Source organism: Streptomyces sp. NBC_00009, from assembly GCF_045040855.1.
Taxonomy (GTDB): Bacteria; Actinomycetota; Actinomycetes; order Streptomycetales; family Streptomycetaceae; genus Streptomyces; species Streptomyces aureus.
The window spans coordinates 7,215,511-7,234,610 of record NZ_CP108312.1; the positions used below are offsets into that span (position 1 = coordinate 7,215,511).

Sequence of the window (19,100 nt, forward strand, 5' to 3'; positions counted from 1 at the left end):
GAGCCGTTTGATGGCTCAACTGTCAGTCGGCCGGGGGGAGTTCACCCGAGCCGCGGGTGATCAGCCGGGTCGGCAGCTCGATCCGCTCCGGCACCAGCGACACCCCGTCGAGCTGCCGGAACAGCCGCTCGGCGGCCGTGCGGCCCAGTTGCGCGGCGTCCTGCGCGACGACCGTCACGCCGGGGCGCAGCAGATCGCCCAGCTCGATGTCGTCGAAGCCGACCAGCGCCACGGGGCGGTCCACCTCGGACAGGACCCGTACGACGGTCACCGTCACACGGTTGTTGCCCGCGAAGATCGCCGTGACCGGATCGGGGCCCGCGAGCATCTCCTCCGCGGCGCGCCGCACCCGCTCCGGATCGGTCACGCCGAGCGACATCCACGCGTCCTCGACGGCTATCCCGGCGTCCTCCATCGCGGTCCGGTAGCCGCGCAGACGCTCGGCGGCGGTGTGGATGCGCGGCTGGTCACCGATGAAGCCGATACGGCGGTGGCCGTGCGCGATCAGATGCGCGACGCCGTCGCGCGCGCCCCCGAAGCTGTCGGACAGGACCACGTCCGCGTCGATCTTCCCGGCGGGACGGTCGACGAACACGGTCGCGACACCGGCGGCGATCTCGGGCTCCAGGTAACGGTGGTCGTCGCCGGCCGGGATCACCACGAGCCCGTCCACCCGGCGGGCGCAGAGCGCGAGGACGAGCTCCTGCTCGCGCTCCGGGTCCTCGGCGCTCGACCCGTTGATGAGCAGCGCGCCATGTGCGCGGGCGACCTCCTCGACGGCGCGGCTCAGCGGCCCGTAGAAGGGGTCGGCCAGATCCTCGAGCACCAGGCCGATGCTCGCGGTCCTGCCCTTGCGCAGGACGCGCGCGCTGTCGTTGCGGCGGAAGCCCAGGGCCTCGATGGCCTCCTGGACGCGGCGTTCGGTGTCGGGGGTGACCCCCGGTTCGCCGTTCACGACGCGGGACACCGTCTTGAGGCCCACTCCGGCGCGCGCCGCGACGTCCTTCATGGTCGGGCGGTTGCCGTAACGGCTGTCGGGGCGGCGGGCGGTGCGGTCCACGGTGGGCTGTCCTGTCCTGTCGTCGCTGCGGTTCCAGGGGGTTCATGATGCTGTATGGGGATGTGGCGTCGAGCATAGGCCCTGGACAACGTTGTCAGATGCGGGAGAGACTATCCATCGCATTCTCCGACCTGCCATTTCACCAGGGGACCTCACACTGATGCAGACCGACCTCGTCGCCGCGCTCGACATCGGCGGCACCAAGATCGCCGGGGCCCTGGTGGACGACCGCGGCCGCATCCTGCTGCGCGCGCAGCGGCCGACTCCGGCCAAGGAGGACGGGGACACGGTGATGCGGGCCGTCGAGGACGTGCTGCGCGAGCTGACCGCCGCGCCGCTGTGGGTGCGGGCGCGGGCCGTGGGCATCGGGAGCGCGGGTCCCGTGGACGCCACCACTGGCACGGTGAGCCCGGTCAACGTGCCCGGCTGGCGCGACTTCCCGCTCGTGGACCGGGTCCGCGCGGTCACCGGGGGCCTGCCGGTCGAACTGGTCGGGGACGGCGTCGCGATGACGGCAGCCGAGCACTGGCAGGGCGCTGCGCAAGGCCATGACAACGCGCTGTGCATGGTCGTCTCCACCGGCGTCGGCGGCGGCCTGATCCTCGGCGGCAAGCTGCACCCGGGGCCCACGGGCAACGCGGGCCACATCGGCCACATCAGCGTGGATCTGGACGGGGACCCGTGCCCGTGCGGGGCGCGCGGCTGCGTCGAGCGGATCGCGAGCGGGCCGAACATCGCGCGCCGCGCGCTGGCCGGCGGCTGGCGCCCCGGCGCGGACGGCGACGTGTCGGCCGCGGCGGTGGCCGCGGCCGCGCGCGAGGGCGACGAGGTGGCCATCGCCTCCTTCGAACGTGCCGCCCAGGCGCTCGCGGCGGGCATCGCCGCGACGGCCACGCTCGTGGAGATCGACATCGCGGTGATCGGCGGGGGAGTGGCGAAGGCGGGAGAGGTCCTCTTCGCGCCCCTGCGCCGCTCGCTGCGCGATTACGCGACGCTGTCGTTCGTGCAGCGCCTCACGGTGGCCCCGGCCCGCATGGGCACGGACGCGGGCCTCGTCGGCGCGGCAGCGGCGGCGCTCACGCGCGACCGGGACGTGTCGACACTCTGACGCGTCACCTGAGTTCGAAGGGGTGGCGTCGGGGCAGGAAGCTCTGCCCCGACGCCACCCCCTGACGCGTCAGCAGGACAGCGTCGCGTCCCCCCAGTCCGCATGGTCGGAGTCCACGCCGTCGCCTGCGTCGGTCACCACGAGGCGTACCGCCTGTGCCCCGCTCACGTCGGCCGACAGCGGCTCGGCCGCGTCCGCGTTGGTGAGGGTGCCGGTGGATGCCACCTCCTTGCCGTCGGCCCAGATCTCGAACGTCACGGTGCCCTTCGTGCCCTTCTCGTCGTCGACGCCCACACTCGCGCTGACGCGTTCGCACGAGCCGCCCGTGTAGTACTCGACGGCACTGTCCGCGTGCACGCCGAGCCCCTTCTGATAGACGACGCCGCCGATGGTGATCGGATGCCCGTCGCCCGCGTCGCTCTCCCCGTTGCTGGTGTTGCGCTCGACGGGCCCCCACCCGCTCGTCGTGGACAGCCACGGCAGATCGCCGAGTGACGACGCACCGGCCGGTGGTGCGACCACCACGTGCGTGGTCAGCGGCAGCACGCTCTGGGCGCGCACACCGCCCGGCGAGCGGTATGTGGCCTTGAGGGACAGGTCGTACGCTCCCGTCGCGGTCCCCGCCGGTGCGGTCACGGTCCATGACGTGGTGAGCGCCTCGCCCGTCGGTACGGATCCGGCGCCGGTCGGCGAGGCCGGCCTGACGCTCCACCCGGAGGGCCCGTTCAGCGCGACGGACACGTGGCGTGCGGGCGTGCGGCCCAGATCGGTGACGGACGTCGTGAGCCGGGCTGCCTTGCCGGCCTCGACGAACGGCGCGCCGTCCAGGCCGAGTTCGACGGCGGGCGGGTTCGCGGCCCACTTGCCGTCGGCGGCTACCCGTACCAGTACTGTCCCGTGCGCGGGCACGGTCGCCGAGATGGCCCCGGCCGTGTTGTAGCTCTTGTGCTGCCACAGATCGCGCAGCGTGTAGCCGCTCGCGTGCGGCAGTCCGACCGCGTCGGCCGACGTGGCGATCCGCTGCGCGTTGCCCGACTCGTTGAAGAGGGCGACGGCGCGGCTGCCGTCCTTCATCTCCTTGGCGACGACCCAGCGCCCGCCCTCGGAGGAGAGCACCGTGCCCTGCTTGCCCAGCGGGTCCTGGTCGACCGCGATGACTTCGCGGTTACTGAGGATGTCGAGGGTCTCGGCGGAGGCCTTGCGCAGATCGGTCCCGATGAGCAGCGGTGAGGCCATGATCGACCACATCGAGAAGTGCGTGCGGTACTCGGTCGCGGTCATGCCGCCGTTGCCGACCTCGAGCATGTCGGGGTCGTTCCAGTGCCCGGGCCCCGCGTACTGCGCGAGCGGCAGGTTCTGCTTCATCAGGGAGAGCATCGAGCCCCAGCTGTCACTGATGTCACCGGTGGTGCGCCACAGATGGCCGACGTCGGCCGCCCACTCCCACGGCTTGTTGGAACCCCATTCGCAGAGGCTGTAGACGATGGGCCGTCCCGTGGCCTTCAGGGCGTCACGCATCGTGCGGTAGCGCTGCTTGGCGTCGACGCCCTGGTTGTTGCAGTTGTCGTACTTGAGGTAGTCGACGCCCCAGTCGGCGAACTGCTGGGCGTCGCTGTACTCGTGACCGAGGCCGCCGGGGAAGCCGATGTCGCTGCACGTCTTGGTGCCCGCGCTCGTGTAGATGCCGAGTTTGAGGCCCTTGGAGTGGACGTAGTCGGCGACGGCCTTGATGCCGTTCGGGAAGCGCGCCGGGTCCGGCACGAGCTTGCCGTTCGCGTCGCGCTGCGGCAGGGCCCAGCAGTCGTCGAGGTTGACGTACTGATAGCCCGCGGCCTTGAGGCCCTTGTCCACGAAGATGTCGGCGATGCCCTTGACCATCGCCTCGTTGAACTCGGCGCGGCAGTGCGTGGAGTTCCAGTTGTTGAAGCCCATCGGAGGGGTCAGCGCGAGCCCGTCGTCGAGCGTGGGCGAAGCTTCCTGAGCGCTTGCGCCCTGCGAGCCGGACGCGCCGGATTTCGGCGGGTCGGCGATCGCGGCCGGTGCCGTGACGCCCGCGGCACACAGCAGCCCGGTGGCCAGCGCTCCGACGACTCTTCGGCGGGTGGTGCGAGAGGTGCGGGTGGGAAGGTGACGCATCGTTACGTTCCTCCGTACTCGCGAAAGGTGGGGTGACGTCATGTTCGCGTCAGTGGCGCGCGTTTACGGTAGGCCGTGTTGGACTCTGTTGGAAGAGATGCGGTAACGGTTGCCCGATGTCCCGTCAGAACCCTTGACGATCTCAGGAGTTGGGAGTGGGATCCAACCCTCGCGTTCGGTTGTGTTGGGTTGCGGCCCCAGGAGGGGGACATGGCACAGTCATCGTTCAACGGTTCTGGCGCGCCCGGGAGCGCGACAGGACATCGGATGTCCCGTCGGGGTCTCCTGCGGGGTGCGGCGGTGGGCGCCGGTGCGCTCACGCTTCCGGCACTGCTCACGGCGTGCGGGGACGGCCCGGGCGGCGACAAGAAGACCGTCACCGTGGGGTCCAACTCCTCGGACGCGGTGCCGAAGAAGGCGTTCGCGGCGGCCTTCACGGCGTACGAGAAGAAGTCCGGCAAGAAAGTCGACGTCAACACCACGGATCACAACGAGTTCCAGACGAACATCACGCGCTATCTCCAGGGCACCCCGGACGACGTCTTCATGTGGTTCGCCGGCTACCGCATGCAGTACTTCGCCGAAAAGGGCCTCCTGACCGACGTGGACGACGTCTGGAAGGGCTTCAAGGGCTTCTCACAGGCGCTCAAGGACCAGTCCACGCACGACGGCAAGCAGTACTTCGTGCCGTACTACTACTATCCGTGGGCCGTTTTCCACCGGAAGAGCCTCTTCGAGAAGCAGGGCTACGAACAGCCCAAGAACTGGGACGACTTCATCGCCCTGGCGAAGCAGATGCACAAGGACGGCACCCCGGTCGCGTTCTGCGACAAGGACGGCTGGCCCGCGATGGGCACGTTCGACTACATCAACATGCGCCTGAACGGATACGACTTCCACAAGGGCCTCATGGCGGGTACGGAAGCCTGGACCGACACCAAGGTCAAGAAGGTGTTCGACCTCTGGCGCGAACTCATGCCGTACTACCAGAAGGGCGCCCTCGGCCGGACCTGGGAGGAAGCCGCTCAGGGCCTGCAGAAGCGTCAGACCGGCATGGCCGTCTTCGGAATGCCGCACCCGGGCCAGCAGTTCCCGGAGAACGAACGCGCGGACATCGACTTCTTCGCGTTCCCGGAGATCGACCCCCAGTACGGGCAGGACGCGGTGGAGGCTCCCATCGACGGCTTCCTGATCGCGAAGAAGGCCAAGAACGTCGAAGCGGGCAAGGCGCTCCTCACATTCCTCGGCACTCCCGGGGCCGAGGACATCTACCTCGCCGGCGACCCGAACAACGTCGCCGTGAACGACGGCGCCGACACGTCCAAGTACACCCCGCTGCAGAAGAAGTCGGCCGAACTCGTCTCCGGTGCCAAGCAGATATCGCAGTTCATGGACCGCGACACCCGGCCCGACTTCGCGCAGACCGTGATGATCAAGGCACTTCAGGACTTCATCGGAAATCCGAACGACGTCGACGGCCTCGTCAACCGGATCGAGCGGCAGAAGAAGGAAATCTTCTCGTCCGCGGTCAGCTGAGTAGTGGGGGAATGCGTTCCGTGGCGCTGAAGACCGCGCGGCGCGCAGGGCGGCGGAGGTCACGGCGTTTCACACGCCGTGACCTCGCCGTTCTCGTCGTGCTCCTGGGAATACCCGTACTGCTCGACATCGTCATCATCTGGGGCCCCACGCTCGCCTCCATCGGCCTGTCCTTCACGTCGTGGGACGGCATCGGCGACATTCACTGGGTCGGTGGAGAGAACTACCGGAACCTCGTCGACAACTATCCGCCGTTCTGGCCGGCCGTGCGCCACAACCTCCTGTGGCTCGCCTTTCTCGGCCTGATCGCCACGCCCTTCGGTCTCTTGCTCGCCGTGCTCATCGACCGGGGCGTGCGCTTCAGCCGCTTCTACCAGTCGACGCTCTATATGCCGGTCGTGCTCTCACTGGCCGTCGTCGGATTCATGGCGCAGCTGATCCTCGGCACCGACCAGGGCGTCGTCAACACCGTTCTCAACAACCACGAGAACCCGGTCGACTGGCTGGGCGACTCCGACATCAACATCTGGATGATGATGCTGGCCGCGAGCTGGCGGCACACCGGATACGTGATGATCCTCTATCTCGCCGGCCTCAAATCCGTCGACCCGACACTCAAAGAAGCCGCGGCGATCGACGGCGCGAACGCCCGCCAGACCTTTTTCCGCGTCGTCTTCCCGACGCTTCGCCCCGTCAATGTCATCGTCGGCGTCATCACCGTCATCGAGTCGCTGCGCGCCTTCGACATCGTCTACGCCGTGAACAAGGGCCGCAACGGCCTGGAGCTGCTGTCCGTCCTCATCACGGACAACGTCATCGGCGAGGCCAGCCGCATCGGCTTCGGCTCGGCCATCGCGGTCGTCCTCCTCACGGTCTCCCTGGGATTCATCGTGACGTTCCTGGTCCAAGAGCTGCGAGGTGCGCGCGACCGATGACCGCCGACATCCGTACGACGTCCCCCGCCGCCCGGGACCGCTCCCTGGCCGGCGGCGACCGGCGCGGTGAACACCCGCGCCGGCGCGGCCGGTTCGGGGTGCACATCTTCCTCATGGCCGTCTCCCTGGCCTTCCTCGCGCCACTCCTGCTCGCGGTCTACGCCTCTTTGCGGCCCTACGAGGAGACCGCGCAGCACGGCTACTTCTCGCTGCCCGAACACCTGTCGTTCGACTATTACCGCGAGGCCCTCAGCGACTCGGGGATGGGCGAGTACTTCAAGAACACTCTGATCATCGCGGTCCCGGCCGTCCTGATCACGCTCTTTCTCGCCTCGTTCGTCGCCTTCGCGGTGTCGCGCATCAAGGTGCGCGGCGGAATCGTGCTCCTGATGTTCTTCACGGCGGGAAACCTGCTGCCACCCCAGGTTCTCGTCACCCCGCTGTACGTCCTCTTCCTGAAGATTCCGCTGCCCTGGTGGATGTCGGACTCACTGACGATGTACGACTCGTACTGGGCCGTGATCATCGTCAACATCGGATTCCAGCTGGGATTCTGCGTATTCGTCCTGGCGAACTTCATGCGGACGCTTCCCCAGGAGATCCTTGAGGCGGCGATCGTCGACGGCGCGGGGCTGTGGACGCAGTTCTGGCGCATCACGCTGCCACTGTGCCGCCCGGCACTCGCCGCGCTCGGCACGCTCGAATTCACCTGGATCTACAACGACTTCCTCTGGGCCCTGATCTTCATCTCCAACCCCGACAAACTCCCGATCACCTCGTCCCTCAACAATCTCCGCGGTCAATTCTTCACGGACTACAACTTGCTGGCCGCCGGTTCGGTCTTGGTGGCGCTCCCCACGATCATGGTGTTCCTGCTCCTGCAGAGACACTTCATCGCGGGCCTCACGCTGGGGTCGAGCAAGGGGTAGCCGGGCCGGCCGCTCTAGTTCTGCCGTACCGCCGCCTCGACGGTCGGGGCCGGGGCGAAAACCGGTAGCAGGCCCGTCACCTCCAGCAGGCGCAGCGTCAGGGGCTGGTCGCAGACCAGTCTGAGGCGGCCGCCGCGGGACTCGACGCGGCGGCGGGTGCGCAGGAGGAGGGTCAGGCCCGAGCAGTCGAGGAACGTGGTGCGGGTCAGATCGATCACCACGGTGGCGGCCGGGCCCGCCGCCACCGTCTCGAGCAGGGCGACGGAGCCCTGGAGCGTCACGATGTCGACCTCACCGTGCAGTTCGACGACGACGCAGTCACCGGTCTGGTAGACCACCGGAGGCGCCGGGGGCGTGTCCGTGCCGCCGCGGCGATCTTCACCCTGTCGCATGGATCCCCTCGGCCGCGCGGGCACACCTCATGGGGGGAGCGCTCCCGTACACCGTCCGGAGTCAGCTCTGGGAGTGCGGCCGGCGGGCGGCCTGGCGCAGGGTCTTCGCCACGTCGTGCCGGTTCAGGCCCTGTTCCTGCGCGTACGCCGTGACCGCCGCCTCGACCTTGGCCGCCGCCTCGAACCAGGCCTCCCGCTGCGCCTGGCGCTCCCCGTCATCGAGGTGCTCCAGGGTGCGGCCCTTGTCGTCGGCGTCGTGCTGCATGCGAATCAACTCTTCGGGAAGGTCCACGGAGCGGATCCTAGGCGGCCCTCGCGGCTCGTTCGAGGACCTCGGTGACGTGCGCGAGGCGTACGCGAGGCGCGCCCCCATCAGGTGCTGGTTTCCGCCGCACGCTGTTGCGGGCAAGCCTCAGGGGGCCGACAGAGGAGGGGGAACCGTGATCGTCTGGATCAACGGTGCTTTCGGTGCGGGGAAGTCCACCACCGCACAGGAACTGATCGAGCTGATCCCGAACAGCACGCTCTTCGACCCCGACGTGATCGGCGGGGAACTGGCGCAGCTGCTGCCCGCCAAGCAGCTGGCCGAGGTGACCGACATCCAGGACCTGCGGATCTGGCGGCGACTCGTCGTCGACACGGCGGCCGCGCTGCTCGCCGAGATGGGCGGCGTTCTCGTCGTCCCGGCGACCCTGCTCAGGCAGGAGTACCGCGACGAGATCTTCGGCGGTCTCGCCGCCCGCAGGATCCCCGTACGCCATGTGCTCCTAGCCCCGGCCGAAACGATCCTGCGCGAGCGAATGGCCCGCCGCGAGATACCGCCCGAGACACCCGACGGCGAGATACGCGTCCGGCAGTGGTCCTACGACCACATCGAGGCCTACCGCACGGCCCTGGCCACCTGGCTCACCACCGACGCCCACCCCGTCGACACCAGCGCACTGAGTGCGTACGAAGCGGCCGTCCGCATCGCGGAGGCCGTGCGCACCGGCGCCGTCGAGCCCTGCGACATCGTGCAGACACCCGAGCCCACCGGGGAGACCGTCGCCGCGGGCGTACTGCTCTTCGACGAGGACGACCGCGTCCTGCTCGTCGACCCCACGTACAAGGCCGGCTGGGAGTTCCCCGGCGGCGTCGTGGAACCCGGAGAGGCCCCCGCCAGGGCCGGCGTACGGGAGGTCGCCGAGGAGACCGGGATCCAGCTCCCCGAGCTGCCCGGCCTGCTCGTCATCGACTGGGAGGCGCCCGCACCACCCGCGTACGGCGGCCTGCGGCTGCTCTTCGACGGCGGGCGTCTCGACGGCGCCGAGGCCCGCCGCATGATCCTTCCGGGCCCGGAGCTGCGCGGCTGGCGGTTCGTCACCGAGCAGGAGGCCGCCGGACTCCTGCCTCCCGTGCGGTACGAGCGCCTGCGCTGGGCGCTGCGGGCCCGCGAGCGCGGCGCCGCCCTCTACCTGGAGGCCGGAGTGCCGGTGGGCTGACGCCGTACGGGGTGACTACGCGGCGTCCAGGCGCGTGGCCACCGCGCGCAGGACCGCCGCCGACCCGCTCCTCACGGGGTCGCCGTGCCCGAAGCACGCCATGTCGGAGTCGAGCGAGGCCAGGGTGCGGAAGGACTCGATGGACCGGCGGCGGTCGAGGTTCAGCACGCCCAGCATGACCTGCCCGTCCAGCGGGGACGCGGCCACGGCGTCACCCGTGAACAGCACACCGTGATGGGGCAGATGGAGCGCGATGCTGCCGTCCGTGTGCCCGGGCACCGCGACGACGCGGGCGCCACCGCCGAAGTCGAGCACCTCACCGCCCGCCAACTCCCGTACCTCACGCGGCAGTACGGGATCCGCCGGCGGGGGCGGGAGCAGCTTCAGCGCCTCGGCGTGCAGCGGGCGCTCCCAGTCCTCGAACTCCGGGGCAGGACCCGGCCGTTCACCGCGTACGAACGGCGCGTCGAGCCGGTGCGCCCACACCACCGCCCCGCTGAGCGCCGCGAACTCACCCGCGCCGCCCGCGTGGTCCTCGTGGAAGTGCGTCAGGACGATCCTGCGCACCTCGCGCGGATGCCGGCCCAGCGCGCGTACGGCGTCGGCGATCGCCGCCCCGGCGCCGGCCGCCCCCGCGTCCACCAGTGTCAACTCGTCCCCGTCGTCCCACAGATAGGCCTGCCCCACCGGGAAGCGCAACAGGTGCAGGCGGGGGACGACCTCGATCACATCGGTGATGGCGTAGATACTCATACGCCGACCGTAGGGACAGACGGCTGCCCGGGGGACATGGCTACGCCCCGGGCAGAAGAGTTCCGCCCGGGGCGAAGGTGACGGCCGCGCGGCTCAGATCGCGGCGTAGTTCTGGAGGAACAGCGCCTCGGCGACCGAGAGGCGCTCCAGCTCCTGCGGCGACACGCTCTCGTTCACCGCGTGGATCTGCGCCTCGGGCTCGCTCAGGCCGATCAGCAGGATCTCCGCCTCCGGGTACAGCGACGCCAGCGTGTTGCACAGCGGGATCGAGCCGCCCTGGCCCGCGTACTGCATCTCCTGACCGTCGTACGCGACGCTCATCGCCTCCGCCATGGCCGCGTACGCCGGGCTGTCGGTGTTCGCGCGGAACGCCTGGCCCTGCCCGATCTGCTCGACCTGGACGCGGGCGCCCCACGGGGTGTGCGACTCGATGTGCGCGATGAGGAGCTTCGTCGCCTCCACGGCGTCCGTGCCCGGCGGCACCCGCAGGCTGATCAGGGCGCGCGCCCCGGCCTGCACGGACGGCGTCGCGCCGACGACCGGCGGGCAGTCGATGCCGATGACGGTGACGGCGGGGCGGGCCCAGATGCGGTCGGCGACCGTGCCCGAACCGATCAGCTCGACACCGTCGATGACCTTGGCGTCCTTGCGGAACTGGCCCTCGTCGTACTGGAGGCCGTCCCACGCGGCGTCGGTCGCGAGACCGTCGACCGTCGTCGAGCCGTCCTCCGCGCGCAGCGAGTCGAGGATCCGCACCAGCGCCGCGAGCGCGTCCGGGGCCGCGCCGCCGAACTGCCCCGAGTGCAGGTTGCCCCCGAGCGTGTCGACCCGGACCCGGATGAGTGTCATGCCGCGCAGCGTCGACGTGGCCGTCGGCAGGCCGACCCGGAAGTTGCCCGCGTCACCGATGACGATCGTGTCCGCCTTCAGCAGCTCCGGGTGCTGCTCGGCGTACCGCTCGAGACCGCCCGTGCCCTGCTCCTCGGAACCCTCGGCGATCACCTTGACGTTCACCGGGACACCGCCGTTGGCCTTGAGCGCCCGCACCGCGAGCAGGTGCATCAGGACCCCGCCCTTGCAGTCCGCGGCGCCGCGCCCGTACCAGCGGCCGTCCTCGCGCTCCGTCAGCTCGAACGGCGGTGTGACCCACGCCGACTCGTCCAGCGGCGGCTGCACGTCGTAGTGCGCGTACAGGAGAACGGTCGGCGCGCCCTCGGGGCCCGGCAGGAAGCCGTAGACCGACTGCGTCCCGTCCGGGGTGTCGAGCAGCGCGACGTCCTGGAAGCCCTCGGCGCGCAGCGCGTCCGCCACCCAGTTCGCGGCGCCCTCGCTCTCGCTCTTCGGGAACTGGTCGAAGTCCGCCACCGACTTGAACGCCACCAGTTCGGCGAGCTCGGTCCGGGCCCCGGGCATGAGCGAGGCGACGGTCTCGGCGATCGGATTCGGTGACATGGGAACGCTCCTCGTGGGTGCGACGTTGCACGTGTGTATACGTATGCGGCTTTCGCACGCGTCCGTGCGGGTCCGCCGTCGGCTGGTGTGCGTGAGCGTTTCGTGCACAGGGCATGCAGCGCCGATCCTCCCACAAGGGGTCGGCAGGACACCGCCGTAGGATGCCTGGGAAAGGTGCGGCAGGCGGCTGGATCGGGAGCAGTAGACCATCGTGAGCAGCGAGAACTCGGCGGGCGGCAACGGTACGGGCGAGCACGCGGCGGACGCCGGTGGCGGCGGGCAGGTGTGGGACGTCGTCATTGTGGGCGCCGGTCCCGCGGGCGCCTCCGCCGCCTACGCGGCAGCGGTCGCCGGACGCAGCGTCCTCCTTCTGGAGAAGGCGGAACTGCCCCGGTACAAGACATGCGGCGGCGGCATCATCGGCCCCTCCAGGGACGCGCTGCCCCCGGGGTTCGAGCTGCCGTTCCGGGACCGGATCGACGCGGTGACGTTCTCCCTCGACGGGAAGTTCACCCGCACCCGGCGCTCCCGCCACATGCTTTTCGGCCTGGTGAACCGCGCCGACTTCGACCACCGGCTCGTCGAGCACGCCCAGAAGGCGGGCGCCGAACTGCGCACGGGGACGACGGTCTCGCGGGTCGAGCAGCACGGCTCGGCCGTGCCCGACCGTCGCACGGTCGCCGTGATCCTCCAGGACGGCGAGACGATCCTGGCCCGCGCCGTCGTCGGGGCGGATGGCAGCGCCAGCCGCATAGGGGCTCATGTCGGGGTGAAGCTCGACCAGGTCGACCTCGGCCTCGAGGCGGAGATCCCCGTGCCCGAGACGGTCGCCGAGGACTGGAAGGGCCGCGTCCTCATCGACTGGGGCCCGATGCCCGGGAGTTACGGCTGGGTCTTCCCCAAGGGGGACACCCTGACCGTCGGAGTGATCTCGGCGCGGGGCGAGGGCACCGCCACGAAGCGGTACTTGGAGGACTTCATCGCCCGGCTCGGCCTTGCCGGCTTCGAACCTTCGGTCTCCTCCGGCCATCTGACGCGCTGCCGCGCCGACGACTCGCCGCTCTCGCGCGGCCGCGTACTCGTCTGTGGTGACGCGGCGGGACTTCTCGAACCGTGGACCCGCGAGGGCATCTCGTTCGCGCTGCGCTCCGGCCGTCTCGCGGGGGAGTGGGCGGTCCGCGTCTCCGAGGCGCACGACGCGGTGGACGCGCGCCGGCAGGCTCTGAACTACGCGTTCGCGGTCAAGGCGGGCCTCGGTGTCGAGATGAGCGTCGGCAAGCGGATGCTGACGGTCTTCGAGCGCAGGCCCGGGGTGCTGCATGCGGCGATCACCGGGTTCCGGCCCGCGTGGAAGGCGTTCGCCCGAATCACCCGCGGTTCGACGACGCTGGGCGAGATCGTCAGGACGTATCCGATGGCGGGTCGCGTCCTGAGCCGTCTGGACCGGCCGGCAGCGGCGGCCGCGTCCTCGGCCGCGCCATCGGTCGACGACGATCCGGAGGCTACTTCTCGACCGTGATGAGGAAGACCGGGTGGTCCGGCGCGGCCGCGGTCAGCTCTTCGTCGGTCGACTTGGCGGTGATGCCCTGGAAGTACTGGTTGACCTCCCAGCCCCACTTCTCCAGGTAGCTGCGCAGGATCGGCAGCTTCTCGCTGTCGGGCACCTCGGTCGCGGTGAACGTACGGACCTTGCGCCCGACGCGCAGCTCGCCGGCCTCGGCGACGCGCATGTTGCGCACCCACTGGGAGTGCCCGCGGGCCGAGACGATGTACTGCGCGTCCCCGTACGTGTGCGGGTTGACCGGGATGCGCTGCATCTGGCCGCTCTTGCGGCCGCGCACGGAGAGCTCGGCGGACCCCATCAGGCTGACGCCGTGCCGTGCGAGCCAGCCGATCATGCCGTTCAGCCGGACGTTGAGGCGGCTGCCCTTCAGGTAGTAGGGGCCGGGGGTGGAGGACGAGCCGGACTGGGCGTTCGCGGTCATGGGGTTCTCCTGTGTGTGGGTGTGGGTGTGGGTGTGGGTGTCGCGTGGCGCGATGCGGGCGCCGCCGGAGTCGGTCTCGATCTCGGTTTCGAGAGCACTGCTCTCGCTTGAGATCAGTGTGCACGAGATCGGTGATCCAAAGCAAGAGCACTGCTCTCTTTTCTGTTCGCCGCCGCCGGGTGCGCCGCTCGCCACTGAGTGCACTGCTCCCAAATGAGTGCACCGATCCATAACGCGTGCATCGATCCGGAACGTGTGCACTGCTCCGAAGGCGTGGGACACTGCCCGTATGAGCACCGCACGAGGAGCCAGGGCCAGGGCACGGGAAGAAGTCACCGCCGCCATCAAGGACGAGGCCCGCAGACAGCTCGCGGCCGAGGGCGCCGCCAAGCTGTCCCTGCGCGCCGTCGCCCGCGAGCTGGGCATGGTTTCCTCGGCGCTCTACCGCTACTTCCCCAGCCGCGACGACCTCCTGACGGCGCTCATCATCGACGCGTACGACTCCATCGGCGAGGCGGCCGAGCAGGCGGACGCCGCCCTGCTCAAGAAGGCGGCGAAGAGCACCGCCAGCAAGGCGGGAGCGATCGCGCCGGTGCGCCGCTGGGCCACCGTCAGCGAAGCCGTCCGCGCCTGGGCGCTGGCCCACCCGCACGAGTACGCGCTCATCTTCGGCTCGCCCGTACCCGGATACACCGCGCCGATGACGACCGTCCCGGCCGCGTCGCGCGTCGGGCTGCTGTTCTTCGGCATCGTCCGCGACGCCTATCAGGGCCGCGGGATCGCGGAGCCGCCGCTCCCCGAGGAGCTGCGGCCCGAGGCCGAGCGGCTCGGCGCCGACCTGGCCCCCGACCTGCCGCCCGCGGTGGTGGCCGCGCTCGTCGCCGCCTGGGCGCAGCTGTTCGGCCTGATCGGCTTCGAACTGTTCGGCCAGTTCAACCGGGTCGTGGAGGACCGTGCCACCTTCTTCACGCACGCCGCGACCCAGCTCGCCCACGGCGTGGGCCTGGTGCTGCCCCGGGAATGACATGCCCTCGGCCCGGGAATGGAAGTCGCTGCCCCGGGCGGGACGCGCGCCGCCCGAACTGCGTCGCGTACTCCCCGGGGAGTAGGTGTGATCACCACGCCCGGCTGACGCCCGCGAGGGCGTGCGGCGTCTAGCGTTGCGGTCATGGATGAGCAGCACGTACGCGGGGCCGGCGGCCCGCCCCGGACCTGGGCGGGTCCGCCGCACCTCAGGCGCTACGGGCCGCCCTGGACGGCGGCCGGTGCCGCCCGGCGCGGTCACTACGGGCCGCCCTGGTGGGGCGCCTCGGACCAGGGGCCGCGCCGGCCCTGGCGGTCCACCGTCCTGATCACCGCGTTCGTCCTCGTCGGCTCGACCTTCGCGGCGCACGCCCAGACCGATCGGGCCGACCTCGACGTGTTCGCCCGCGTGCTGCTGCTCGCGGGCGGCGTTCTCCTGCTGTGGCGTCAGCAGTACCCGGTCCTCGTGGCCTTCGGCACGGCGGCCTGCGCGACGCTCTACCTCGGCGCGGGCTACGCGTACGGGCCGGTTTTCATCACTGTCGCCGTGGGCTGTTACGCCGCGATCGTCGCGGGGCACCGCAGAGCCGCGTGGGCGGCGGTCGGCATGTTCTGGGTGGGGCATGTCCTCGTAGCGCACTGGCTGTACGCGTATCTGCCGCCGTCGGGGGACGAGGCCGCGTCCTGGGGTCAGGAGGGTTTCATCGCCGCGTGGGTCCTGGCGATCGTCGCCTTCTCCGAGCTGGTCAAGACGCGCCGCGAGCAGTGGGCGAAGGAGCGTGCCGAGCGGGAGAAGGCGGCCGGGCGGCGCGCGGACGAGGAGCGCCTGCGGATCGCGCGGGAGCTGCACGACGTGCTCGCGCACTCCATCTCGGTCATCAACGTCCAGGCGGGCGTGGGTCTGGCGCTGCTCGACTCCGACCCCGAGCAGGCGCGTACCGCCCTCACCACCATCAAGTCCGCGAGCAAGGAGGCGCTGGGCGAGGTCCGCCAGGTCCTCGACACGCTCCGGACCCCGGGCGACGCGCCGCGCGCCCCCGCCCCGGGCCTCGACCGGCTCCCGGAACTCGTGGAGCAGGCCGCGAGCGCGGGCCTCACCGTCGACATCGCCACGGAAGGATCCCGAGCCGCGCTGCCGCCCGGAGCCGACCTCGCGGCGTTCCGCATCGTGCAGGAGGCGCTCACCAACGTCGTACGGCATTCGGAGTCGCGCAACGCGCGCGTAGAGGTGCGGTACACGGGGACCGCGCTGTCCCTGCGCATCGACGACGACGGGCCGGCGAGCCATGAGGCGGCCGGCGGCAGCGGGAACGGCCTTGCGGGAATGCGAGAGCGGGCCGCCGCGCTGGGTGGCACGATCGAGGCGGGACCGCGGCCCGACGGCGGCTTCCGGGTGCTCGCCGAACTGCCGTTCACGCCGACGGAGGAGAACCGTTGATCCGCGTACTGCTCGCCGACGACCAGTCGCTCGTCCGCGCCGGATTCAGGGCGCTGCTCGACGCGCAGAGCGACATCGAGGTCGCGGGGGAGGCCTCCGACGGCGACGAGGCGGTGCGGCTCGTACGCGAACTGCGGCCCGACGTCGTCCTGATGGACATCCGGATGCCGGTCCTCGACGGTCTCGCCGCGACCCGCCGCATCAGCGACGACGCCGCGCTGGAAACCGTGAAGGTGGTCATGCTGACCACCTTCGAACTGGACGAGTACGTCTTCGAGGCGATCCGCGCCGGAGCCTCCGGGTTCCTCGTCAAGGACACCGAGCCCGAGGAACTGCTGCGCGCCGTAAGGGCGGTGGTGCACGGGGACGCGTTGCTCTCGCCGGGGGTGACCCGGCGTCTGATCGCCGAGTTCGCGGCGCGCTCCAAGGAGCCCGCGGCCGCCGAGTCGCTCGGGCAGCTCACCGAGCGCGAGCGTGAGGTGATGGCGCTGGTCGGCATCGGCCTGTCGAACGAGGAGATCGCCCGCCGTCTCGTCGTCAGTCCGCTCACGGCGAAGACACATGTGAGCCGCACGATGGTGAAGCTCGGCGCGCGTGACCGGGCCCAACTGGTCGTCCTCGCCTACGAGTCGGGCCTCGTGCGGCCCGGCTGGCTCGGCTGAGCGGACATGCGCCGCAGACACACGGGTGCGCCCGGCGGGCAGGGGACTGCCGGCCGGGCGCACCCATGTGTGGTCGCGTCGAGCGTGTGGGGTCGCGGCGAGGACCCGTGGGTCGGTCGAGGTGCGTGGGTCAGTCGTGGACCGTGGGTCAGTCGTGGACCGCGACGCGCTCCGTGCGCGCGGCTGCGTCCGCCTCCTCCTTCATCGACTCCCGCACCGACTCCCGCACCGACTCCTCCTCCCGCACCGACTTCGCGATCAGGACCGTGCCCTGCGGACGCCGTGTCCGCAGCCCGGTGAGGGTGATCAGCAGGCCCACCAGCGCGATCGCGGTGACGACCACGAGCCCCGGCCGGAAGCTGTCGAGGACGGCCTGCGGGGACGAGCCCCCGCCGGAGTTCGCGGTGACGACGGCCGTCACGACGGCGAGGAAGATGGCGCCGCCGACCTGCACGGAGGTGTTGAGCAGGCCCGAGACCATGCCCTGTTCGTCGTCGTGGACGCCGTTCGTGGCCTGGATGTTGAGCGAGGGGAACACCAGGGCGCAGGCCGCGCCGATCAGGAGCATCGTCGGCAGGATGACGGACGCGTAGACCGGGTCGAGGTTGATGCGCAGGAACAGCGCGTAGCCGATCACCATGAAGGTGAAGCCGACCGCGATGAGGCGCGGGGTGCCGAACCGGTCGACGATCGCGCCGACCTTCGTCGAGGAGAGCGCCACGAGGGCGCCCGCCGGCAGGAACGCCAGCGCGGTGTGCAGCGCGGACCAGCCGAGCAGGGACTGCATGTACAGGGTGACCAGGAACTGGAAGCCGACGTACGAGCCGAAGAACGCCATCGCGCCGAGCTGTGCCCTGATCTGTGAGCCGGAGCGCAGCACTCCGAGGCGGATCAGCGGGCCCGGCGAGCGGCGCTCGATGGAGACGAAGACCGCGAGCAGCACGGCTACGGCCAGGAAGGACAGCAGGGTGCGGGCCGAGGCCCAGCCCGCCTCCGGCGCCTGGACGACGGTGAACACGAGGAGCAGCATCGACGCGGTGCCGGTGATGGCGCCGGGGATGTCGTAGCCGCGGTGGTTCTTCTCGCGTTCGCTGTGCGGGATGAGCTTGATGCCGATGAGCAGCGCGATCACGGCGATCGGCGCGGGCAGCAGCATGGTCAGGCGCCAGCTGGCCTCGGTGAGCAGGCCGGACAGGACGAGGCCCATGGAGAAGCCGGTGGCGGCGCAGGTCGTGTAGATGGAGAGCGCGCGGTTGCGCAGCGGGCCCTCGGCGAACGTCGTGGTGATGATGGACAGGCCGGCCGGCGCGGTGAACGCGGCGCTGAGGCCCTTGATGAAGCGGCTTGCGATCAGGAGCGGCCCGGAGTCGACGAGTCCGCCGAGCAGGGACGCGAGGGCGAAGACGCCGAGGGCGATCAGGAACACCCGGCGCCGGCCGAGCAGGTCGGCCGCGCGACCGCCGAGCAGCAGCAGGCCGCCGTAGCCGAGGATGTAGCCGCTGACGATCCATTGCAGCGTCGACGTCGACAGGTCGAGCTCCGAGCCGATGGACGGCAGGGCGACTCCGACCATCGACACATCGAGTGCGTCGAGGAACATCGCGGCGCAGAGGACGAGCAGTGTGCCCCACAGACGGGGGGACCAACGTTCCTGGGACGCAGAAGTGTTGGCGAGCGGAGAGGTCATGCGGAGCAGACTACATGCGTATGCATTGACTGCAAGTGCATTTAATTCCGATGCAACAATGCCCGTCTTTTCTGCTACGGTGCGGTTATGGCGGCGAAAAAGGCCGAGCCCGGCCTCGTGGATCAGTGGCGGGACATCCTTGCGGTGCATGCGCGCACCATGTGCGAGCTCGATCGTGAGCTGCATCAGCACGGCCTGGGCGCCAGCGACTTCGAGGTGCTCGACGTCCTGGCCGACGGCGCGACGGAGGACGGCAGTTCCTCCTTCCGCGTGCAGGAGATCGCCGCTCAGGTCCATCTCAGCCAGAGCGCCCTGTCGCGCCTGATCGGCCGCCTGGAGAAGGACGGCCTCCTGGAGCGCGGCATGTGCCCCGAGGACCGCCGCGGCGTACGGGTCTGCCTCACGCAGAAGGGCCGCGACCTGCACACGGAGGTCCGGCCGTTGCAGCGCGCGGTACTGGGGCGGATGCTCGCGGGTCGCTCTCGGGGCTAATGCCTTCGGGCGGCCAGGCCGGTCGTCAGCT

The 19,100-nt window shown here is 70.3% G+C and carries 18 protein-coding genes; 10 read left to right on the forward strand and 8 right to left on the reverse strand.

Annotation, left to right across the window (positions count from 1 at the left end):
- Window positions 1-22: 22 nt before the first annotated feature.
- Entirely contained in the window at window positions 23-1,060 is a 1,038-nt protein-coding gene (locus OHA58_RS32695) for a LacI family DNA-binding transcriptional regulator (protein ID WP_405483238.1), read from the reverse strand.
- 160 nt (window positions 1,061-1,220) lie between these two features.
- Between OHA58_RS32695 and OHA58_RS32700 the strand changes: the two genes are divergently transcribed.
- On the forward strand, window positions 1,221-2,168 hold the full coding sequence (locus OHA58_RS32700) for an ROK family protein (RefSeq protein ID WP_405483240.1): 948 nt from the start codon (window positions 1,221-1,223) through the stop codon (window positions 2,166-2,168).
- A 69-nt stretch (window positions 2,169-2,237) separates the two neighbouring features.
- Here OHA58_RS32700 and OHA58_RS32705 read toward each other — a convergent pair whose 3' ends face one another.
- Entirely contained in the window at window positions 2,238-4,304 is a 2,067-nt protein-coding gene (locus OHA58_RS32705; RefSeq protein ID WP_405483242.1) for an NPCBM/NEW2 domain-containing protein, read from the reverse strand.
- A 267-nt stretch (window positions 4,305-4,571) separates the two neighbouring features.
- On the opposite strand from OHA58_RS32705, the gene OHA58_RS32710 reads away from it, so the two are divergent.
- The 3 genes from OHA58_RS32710 to OHA58_RS32720 are packed head-to-tail and all read left to right on the forward strand — an operon-like array spanning window position 4,572 to window position 7,704.
- Window positions 4,572-5,840 (forward strand): ABC transporter substrate-binding protein, encoded by a 1,269-nt coding sequence (locus tag OHA58_RS32710; RefSeq protein ID WP_405483244.1) that lies wholly within the window; start codon window positions 4,572-4,574, stop codon window positions 5,838-5,840.
- Window positions 5,841-5,851: 11 nt separating this feature from the next.
- The gene (locus OHA58_RS32715) at window positions 5,852-6,775 is read left to right on the forward strand and encodes a carbohydrate ABC transporter permease (protein ID WP_405483245.1); all 924 of its coding nucleotides are present in this window, start codon (window positions 5,852-5,854) and stop codon (window positions 6,773-6,775) included.
- A complete protein-coding gene (locus OHA58_RS32720; RefSeq protein ID WP_405483247.1) occupies window positions 6,772-7,704 on the forward strand; it encodes a carbohydrate ABC transporter permease in 933 nt (310 codons plus the stop codon). The genes OHA58_RS32715 and OHA58_RS32720 overlap by 4 nt, the downstream gene beginning before the upstream one ends.
- Before the next feature lie 14 nt (window positions 7,705-7,718).
- On the opposite strand, the gene OHA58_RS32725 is transcribed toward OHA58_RS32720, so the two are convergent.
- Both OHA58_RS32725 and OHA58_RS32730 read right to left on the reverse strand, forming a co-directional pair.
- Window positions 7,719-8,096, reverse strand: a complete 378-nt coding sequence (locus tag OHA58_RS32725) for an anti-sigma factor antagonist (protein ID WP_405483249.1) — start codon at window positions 8,094-8,096, stop codon at window positions 7,719-7,721.
- Window positions 8,097-8,157: 61 nt separating this feature from the next.
- Entirely contained in the window at window positions 8,158-8,388 is a 231-nt protein-coding gene (locus OHA58_RS32730; RefSeq protein ID WP_405483251.1) for a hypothetical protein, read from the reverse strand.
- 148 nt (window positions 8,389-8,536) lie between these two features.
- On the opposite strand from OHA58_RS32730, the gene OHA58_RS32735 reads away from it, so the two are divergent.
- On the forward strand, window positions 8,537-9,577 hold the full coding sequence (locus tag OHA58_RS32735) for an NUDIX domain-containing protein (RefSeq protein WP_405483253.1): 1,041 nt from the start codon (window positions 8,537-8,539) through the stop codon (window positions 9,575-9,577).
- 15 nt (window positions 9,578-9,592) lie between these two features.
- Here the strand turns inward: OHA58_RS32735 and OHA58_RS32740 are convergent, their stop codons facing one another.
- Both OHA58_RS32740 and OHA58_RS32745 read right to left on the reverse strand, forming a co-directional pair.
- The gene (locus OHA58_RS32740) at window positions 9,593-10,330 is read right to left on the reverse strand and encodes an MBL fold metallo-hydrolase (RefSeq protein WP_405483254.1); all 738 of its coding nucleotides are present in this window, start codon (window positions 10,328-10,330) and stop codon (window positions 9,593-9,595) included.
- A 93-nt stretch (window positions 10,331-10,423) separates the two neighbouring features.
- On the reverse strand, window positions 10,424-11,782 hold the full coding sequence (locus OHA58_RS32745; RefSeq protein ID WP_405483256.1) for a dipeptidase: 1,359 nt from the start codon (window positions 11,780-11,782) through the stop codon (window positions 10,424-10,426).
- Between the two features lie 211 nt (window positions 11,783-11,993).
- Here OHA58_RS32745 and OHA58_RS32750 point away from each other — a divergent pair, with 211 nt between their 5' ends.
- Window positions 11,994-13,301 (forward strand): geranylgeranyl reductase family protein, encoded by a 1,308-nt coding sequence (locus OHA58_RS32750; protein ID WP_405483257.1) that lies wholly within the window; start codon window positions 11,994-11,996, stop codon window positions 13,299-13,301.
- On the opposite strand, the gene OHA58_RS32755 is transcribed toward OHA58_RS32750, so the two are convergent.
- Window positions 13,285-13,767 carry a nitroreductase family deazaflavin-dependent oxidoreductase gene (locus OHA58_RS32755; RefSeq protein ID WP_405483259.1) on the reverse strand — a complete coding sequence of 161 codons (483 nt, stop codon included), beginning with the start codon at window positions 13,765-13,767 and terminating at the stop codon, window positions 13,285-13,287. The genes OHA58_RS32750 and OHA58_RS32755 overlap by 17 nt on opposite strands.
- Before the next feature lie 289 nt (window positions 13,768-14,056).
- Here OHA58_RS32755 and OHA58_RS32760 point away from each other — a divergent pair, with 289 nt between their 5' ends.
- From OHA58_RS32760 to OHA58_RS32770, 3 genes are all read left to right on the forward strand, one after another.
- Window positions 14,057-14,791: a TetR/AcrR family transcriptional regulator gene (locus OHA58_RS32760; protein ID WP_405483260.1), complete on the forward strand. Its 735-nt coding sequence runs from the start codon at window positions 14,057-14,059 to the stop codon at window positions 14,789-14,791.
- Window positions 14,792-14,935: 144 nt separating this feature from the next.
- Window positions 14,936-16,228: a sensor histidine kinase gene (locus OHA58_RS32765; RefSeq protein WP_405483261.1), complete on the forward strand. Its 1,293-nt coding sequence runs from the start codon at window positions 14,936-14,938 to the stop codon at window positions 16,226-16,228.
- Window positions 16,225-16,890 (forward strand): response regulator, encoded by a 666-nt coding sequence (locus OHA58_RS32770; protein WP_405483262.1) that lies wholly within the window; start codon window positions 16,225-16,227, stop codon window positions 16,888-16,890. The genes OHA58_RS32765 and OHA58_RS32770 overlap by 4 nt, the downstream gene beginning before the upstream one ends.
- Window positions 16,891-17,038: 148 nt before the next feature.
- Here OHA58_RS32770 and OHA58_RS32775 read toward each other — a convergent pair whose 3' ends face one another.
- The gene (locus tag OHA58_RS32775) at window positions 17,039-18,577 is read right to left on the reverse strand and encodes an MFS transporter (protein WP_405483263.1); all 1,539 of its coding nucleotides are present in this window, start codon (window positions 18,575-18,577) and stop codon (window positions 17,039-17,041) included.
- A gap of 87 nt (window positions 18,578-18,664) precedes the next feature.
- On the opposite strand from OHA58_RS32775, the gene OHA58_RS32780 reads away from it, so the two are divergent.
- Entirely contained in the window at window positions 18,665-19,069 is a 405-nt protein-coding gene (locus tag OHA58_RS32780; protein ID WP_405483264.1) for a MarR family winged helix-turn-helix transcriptional regulator, read from the forward strand.
- Window positions 19,070-19,100: the final 31 nt, after the last annotated feature.

Excerpts from the sequence above, each read along its gene's own strand:
- OHA58_RS32765 (WP_405483261.1), top strand. The coding sequence starts at position 14,936 with ATGGATGAGCAGCACGTACGCGGGGCCGGCGGCCCGCCCCGGACCTGG.
- OHA58_RS32760 (WP_405483260.1), top strand. The coding sequence starts at position 14,057 with ATGAGCACCGCACGAGGAGCCAGGGCCAGGGCACGGGAAGAAGTCACC.
- OHA58_RS32775 (WP_405483263.1), bottom strand. The coding sequence starts at position 18,577 with ATGACCTCTCCGCTCGCCAACACTTCTGCGTCCCAGGAACGTTGGTCC.
- OHA58_RS32700 (WP_405483240.1), top strand. The coding sequence starts at position 1,221 with ATGCAGACCGACCTCGTCGCCGCGCTCGACATCGGCGGCACCAAGATC.
- OHA58_RS32780 (WP_405483264.1), top strand. The coding sequence starts at position 18,665 with ATGGCGGCGAAAAAGGCCGAGCCCGGCCTCGTGGATCAGTGGCGGGAC.
- OHA58_RS32715 (WP_405483245.1), top strand. The coding sequence starts at position 5,852 with ATGCGTTCCGTGGCGCTGAAGACCGCGCGGCGCGCAGGGCGGCGGAGG.
- OHA58_RS32705 (WP_405483242.1), bottom strand. The coding sequence starts at position 4,304 with ATGCGTCACCTTCCCACCCGCACCTCTCGCACCACCCGCCGAAGAGTC.
- OHA58_RS32745 (WP_405483256.1), bottom strand. The coding sequence starts at position 11,782 with ATGTCACCGAATCCGATCGCCGAGACCGTCGCCTCGCTCATGCCCGGG.
- OHA58_RS32740 (WP_405483254.1), bottom strand. The coding sequence starts at position 10,330 with ATGAGTATCTACGCCATCACCGATGTGATCGAGGTCGTCCCCCGCCTG.
- OHA58_RS32720 (WP_405483247.1), top strand. The coding sequence starts at position 6,772 with ATGACCGCCGACATCCGTACGACGTCCCCCGCCGCCCGGGACCGCTCC.
- OHA58_RS32755 (WP_405483259.1), bottom strand. The coding sequence starts at position 13,767 with ATGACCGCGAACGCCCAGTCCGGCTCGTCCTCCACCCCCGGCCCCTAC.
- OHA58_RS32725 (WP_405483249.1), bottom strand. The coding sequence starts at position 8,096 with ATGCGACAGGGTGAAGATCGCCGCGGCGGCACGGACACGCCCCCGGCG.
- OHA58_RS32710 (WP_405483244.1), top strand. The coding sequence starts at position 4,572 with ATGTCCCGTCGGGGTCTCCTGCGGGGTGCGGCGGTGGGCGCCGGTGCG.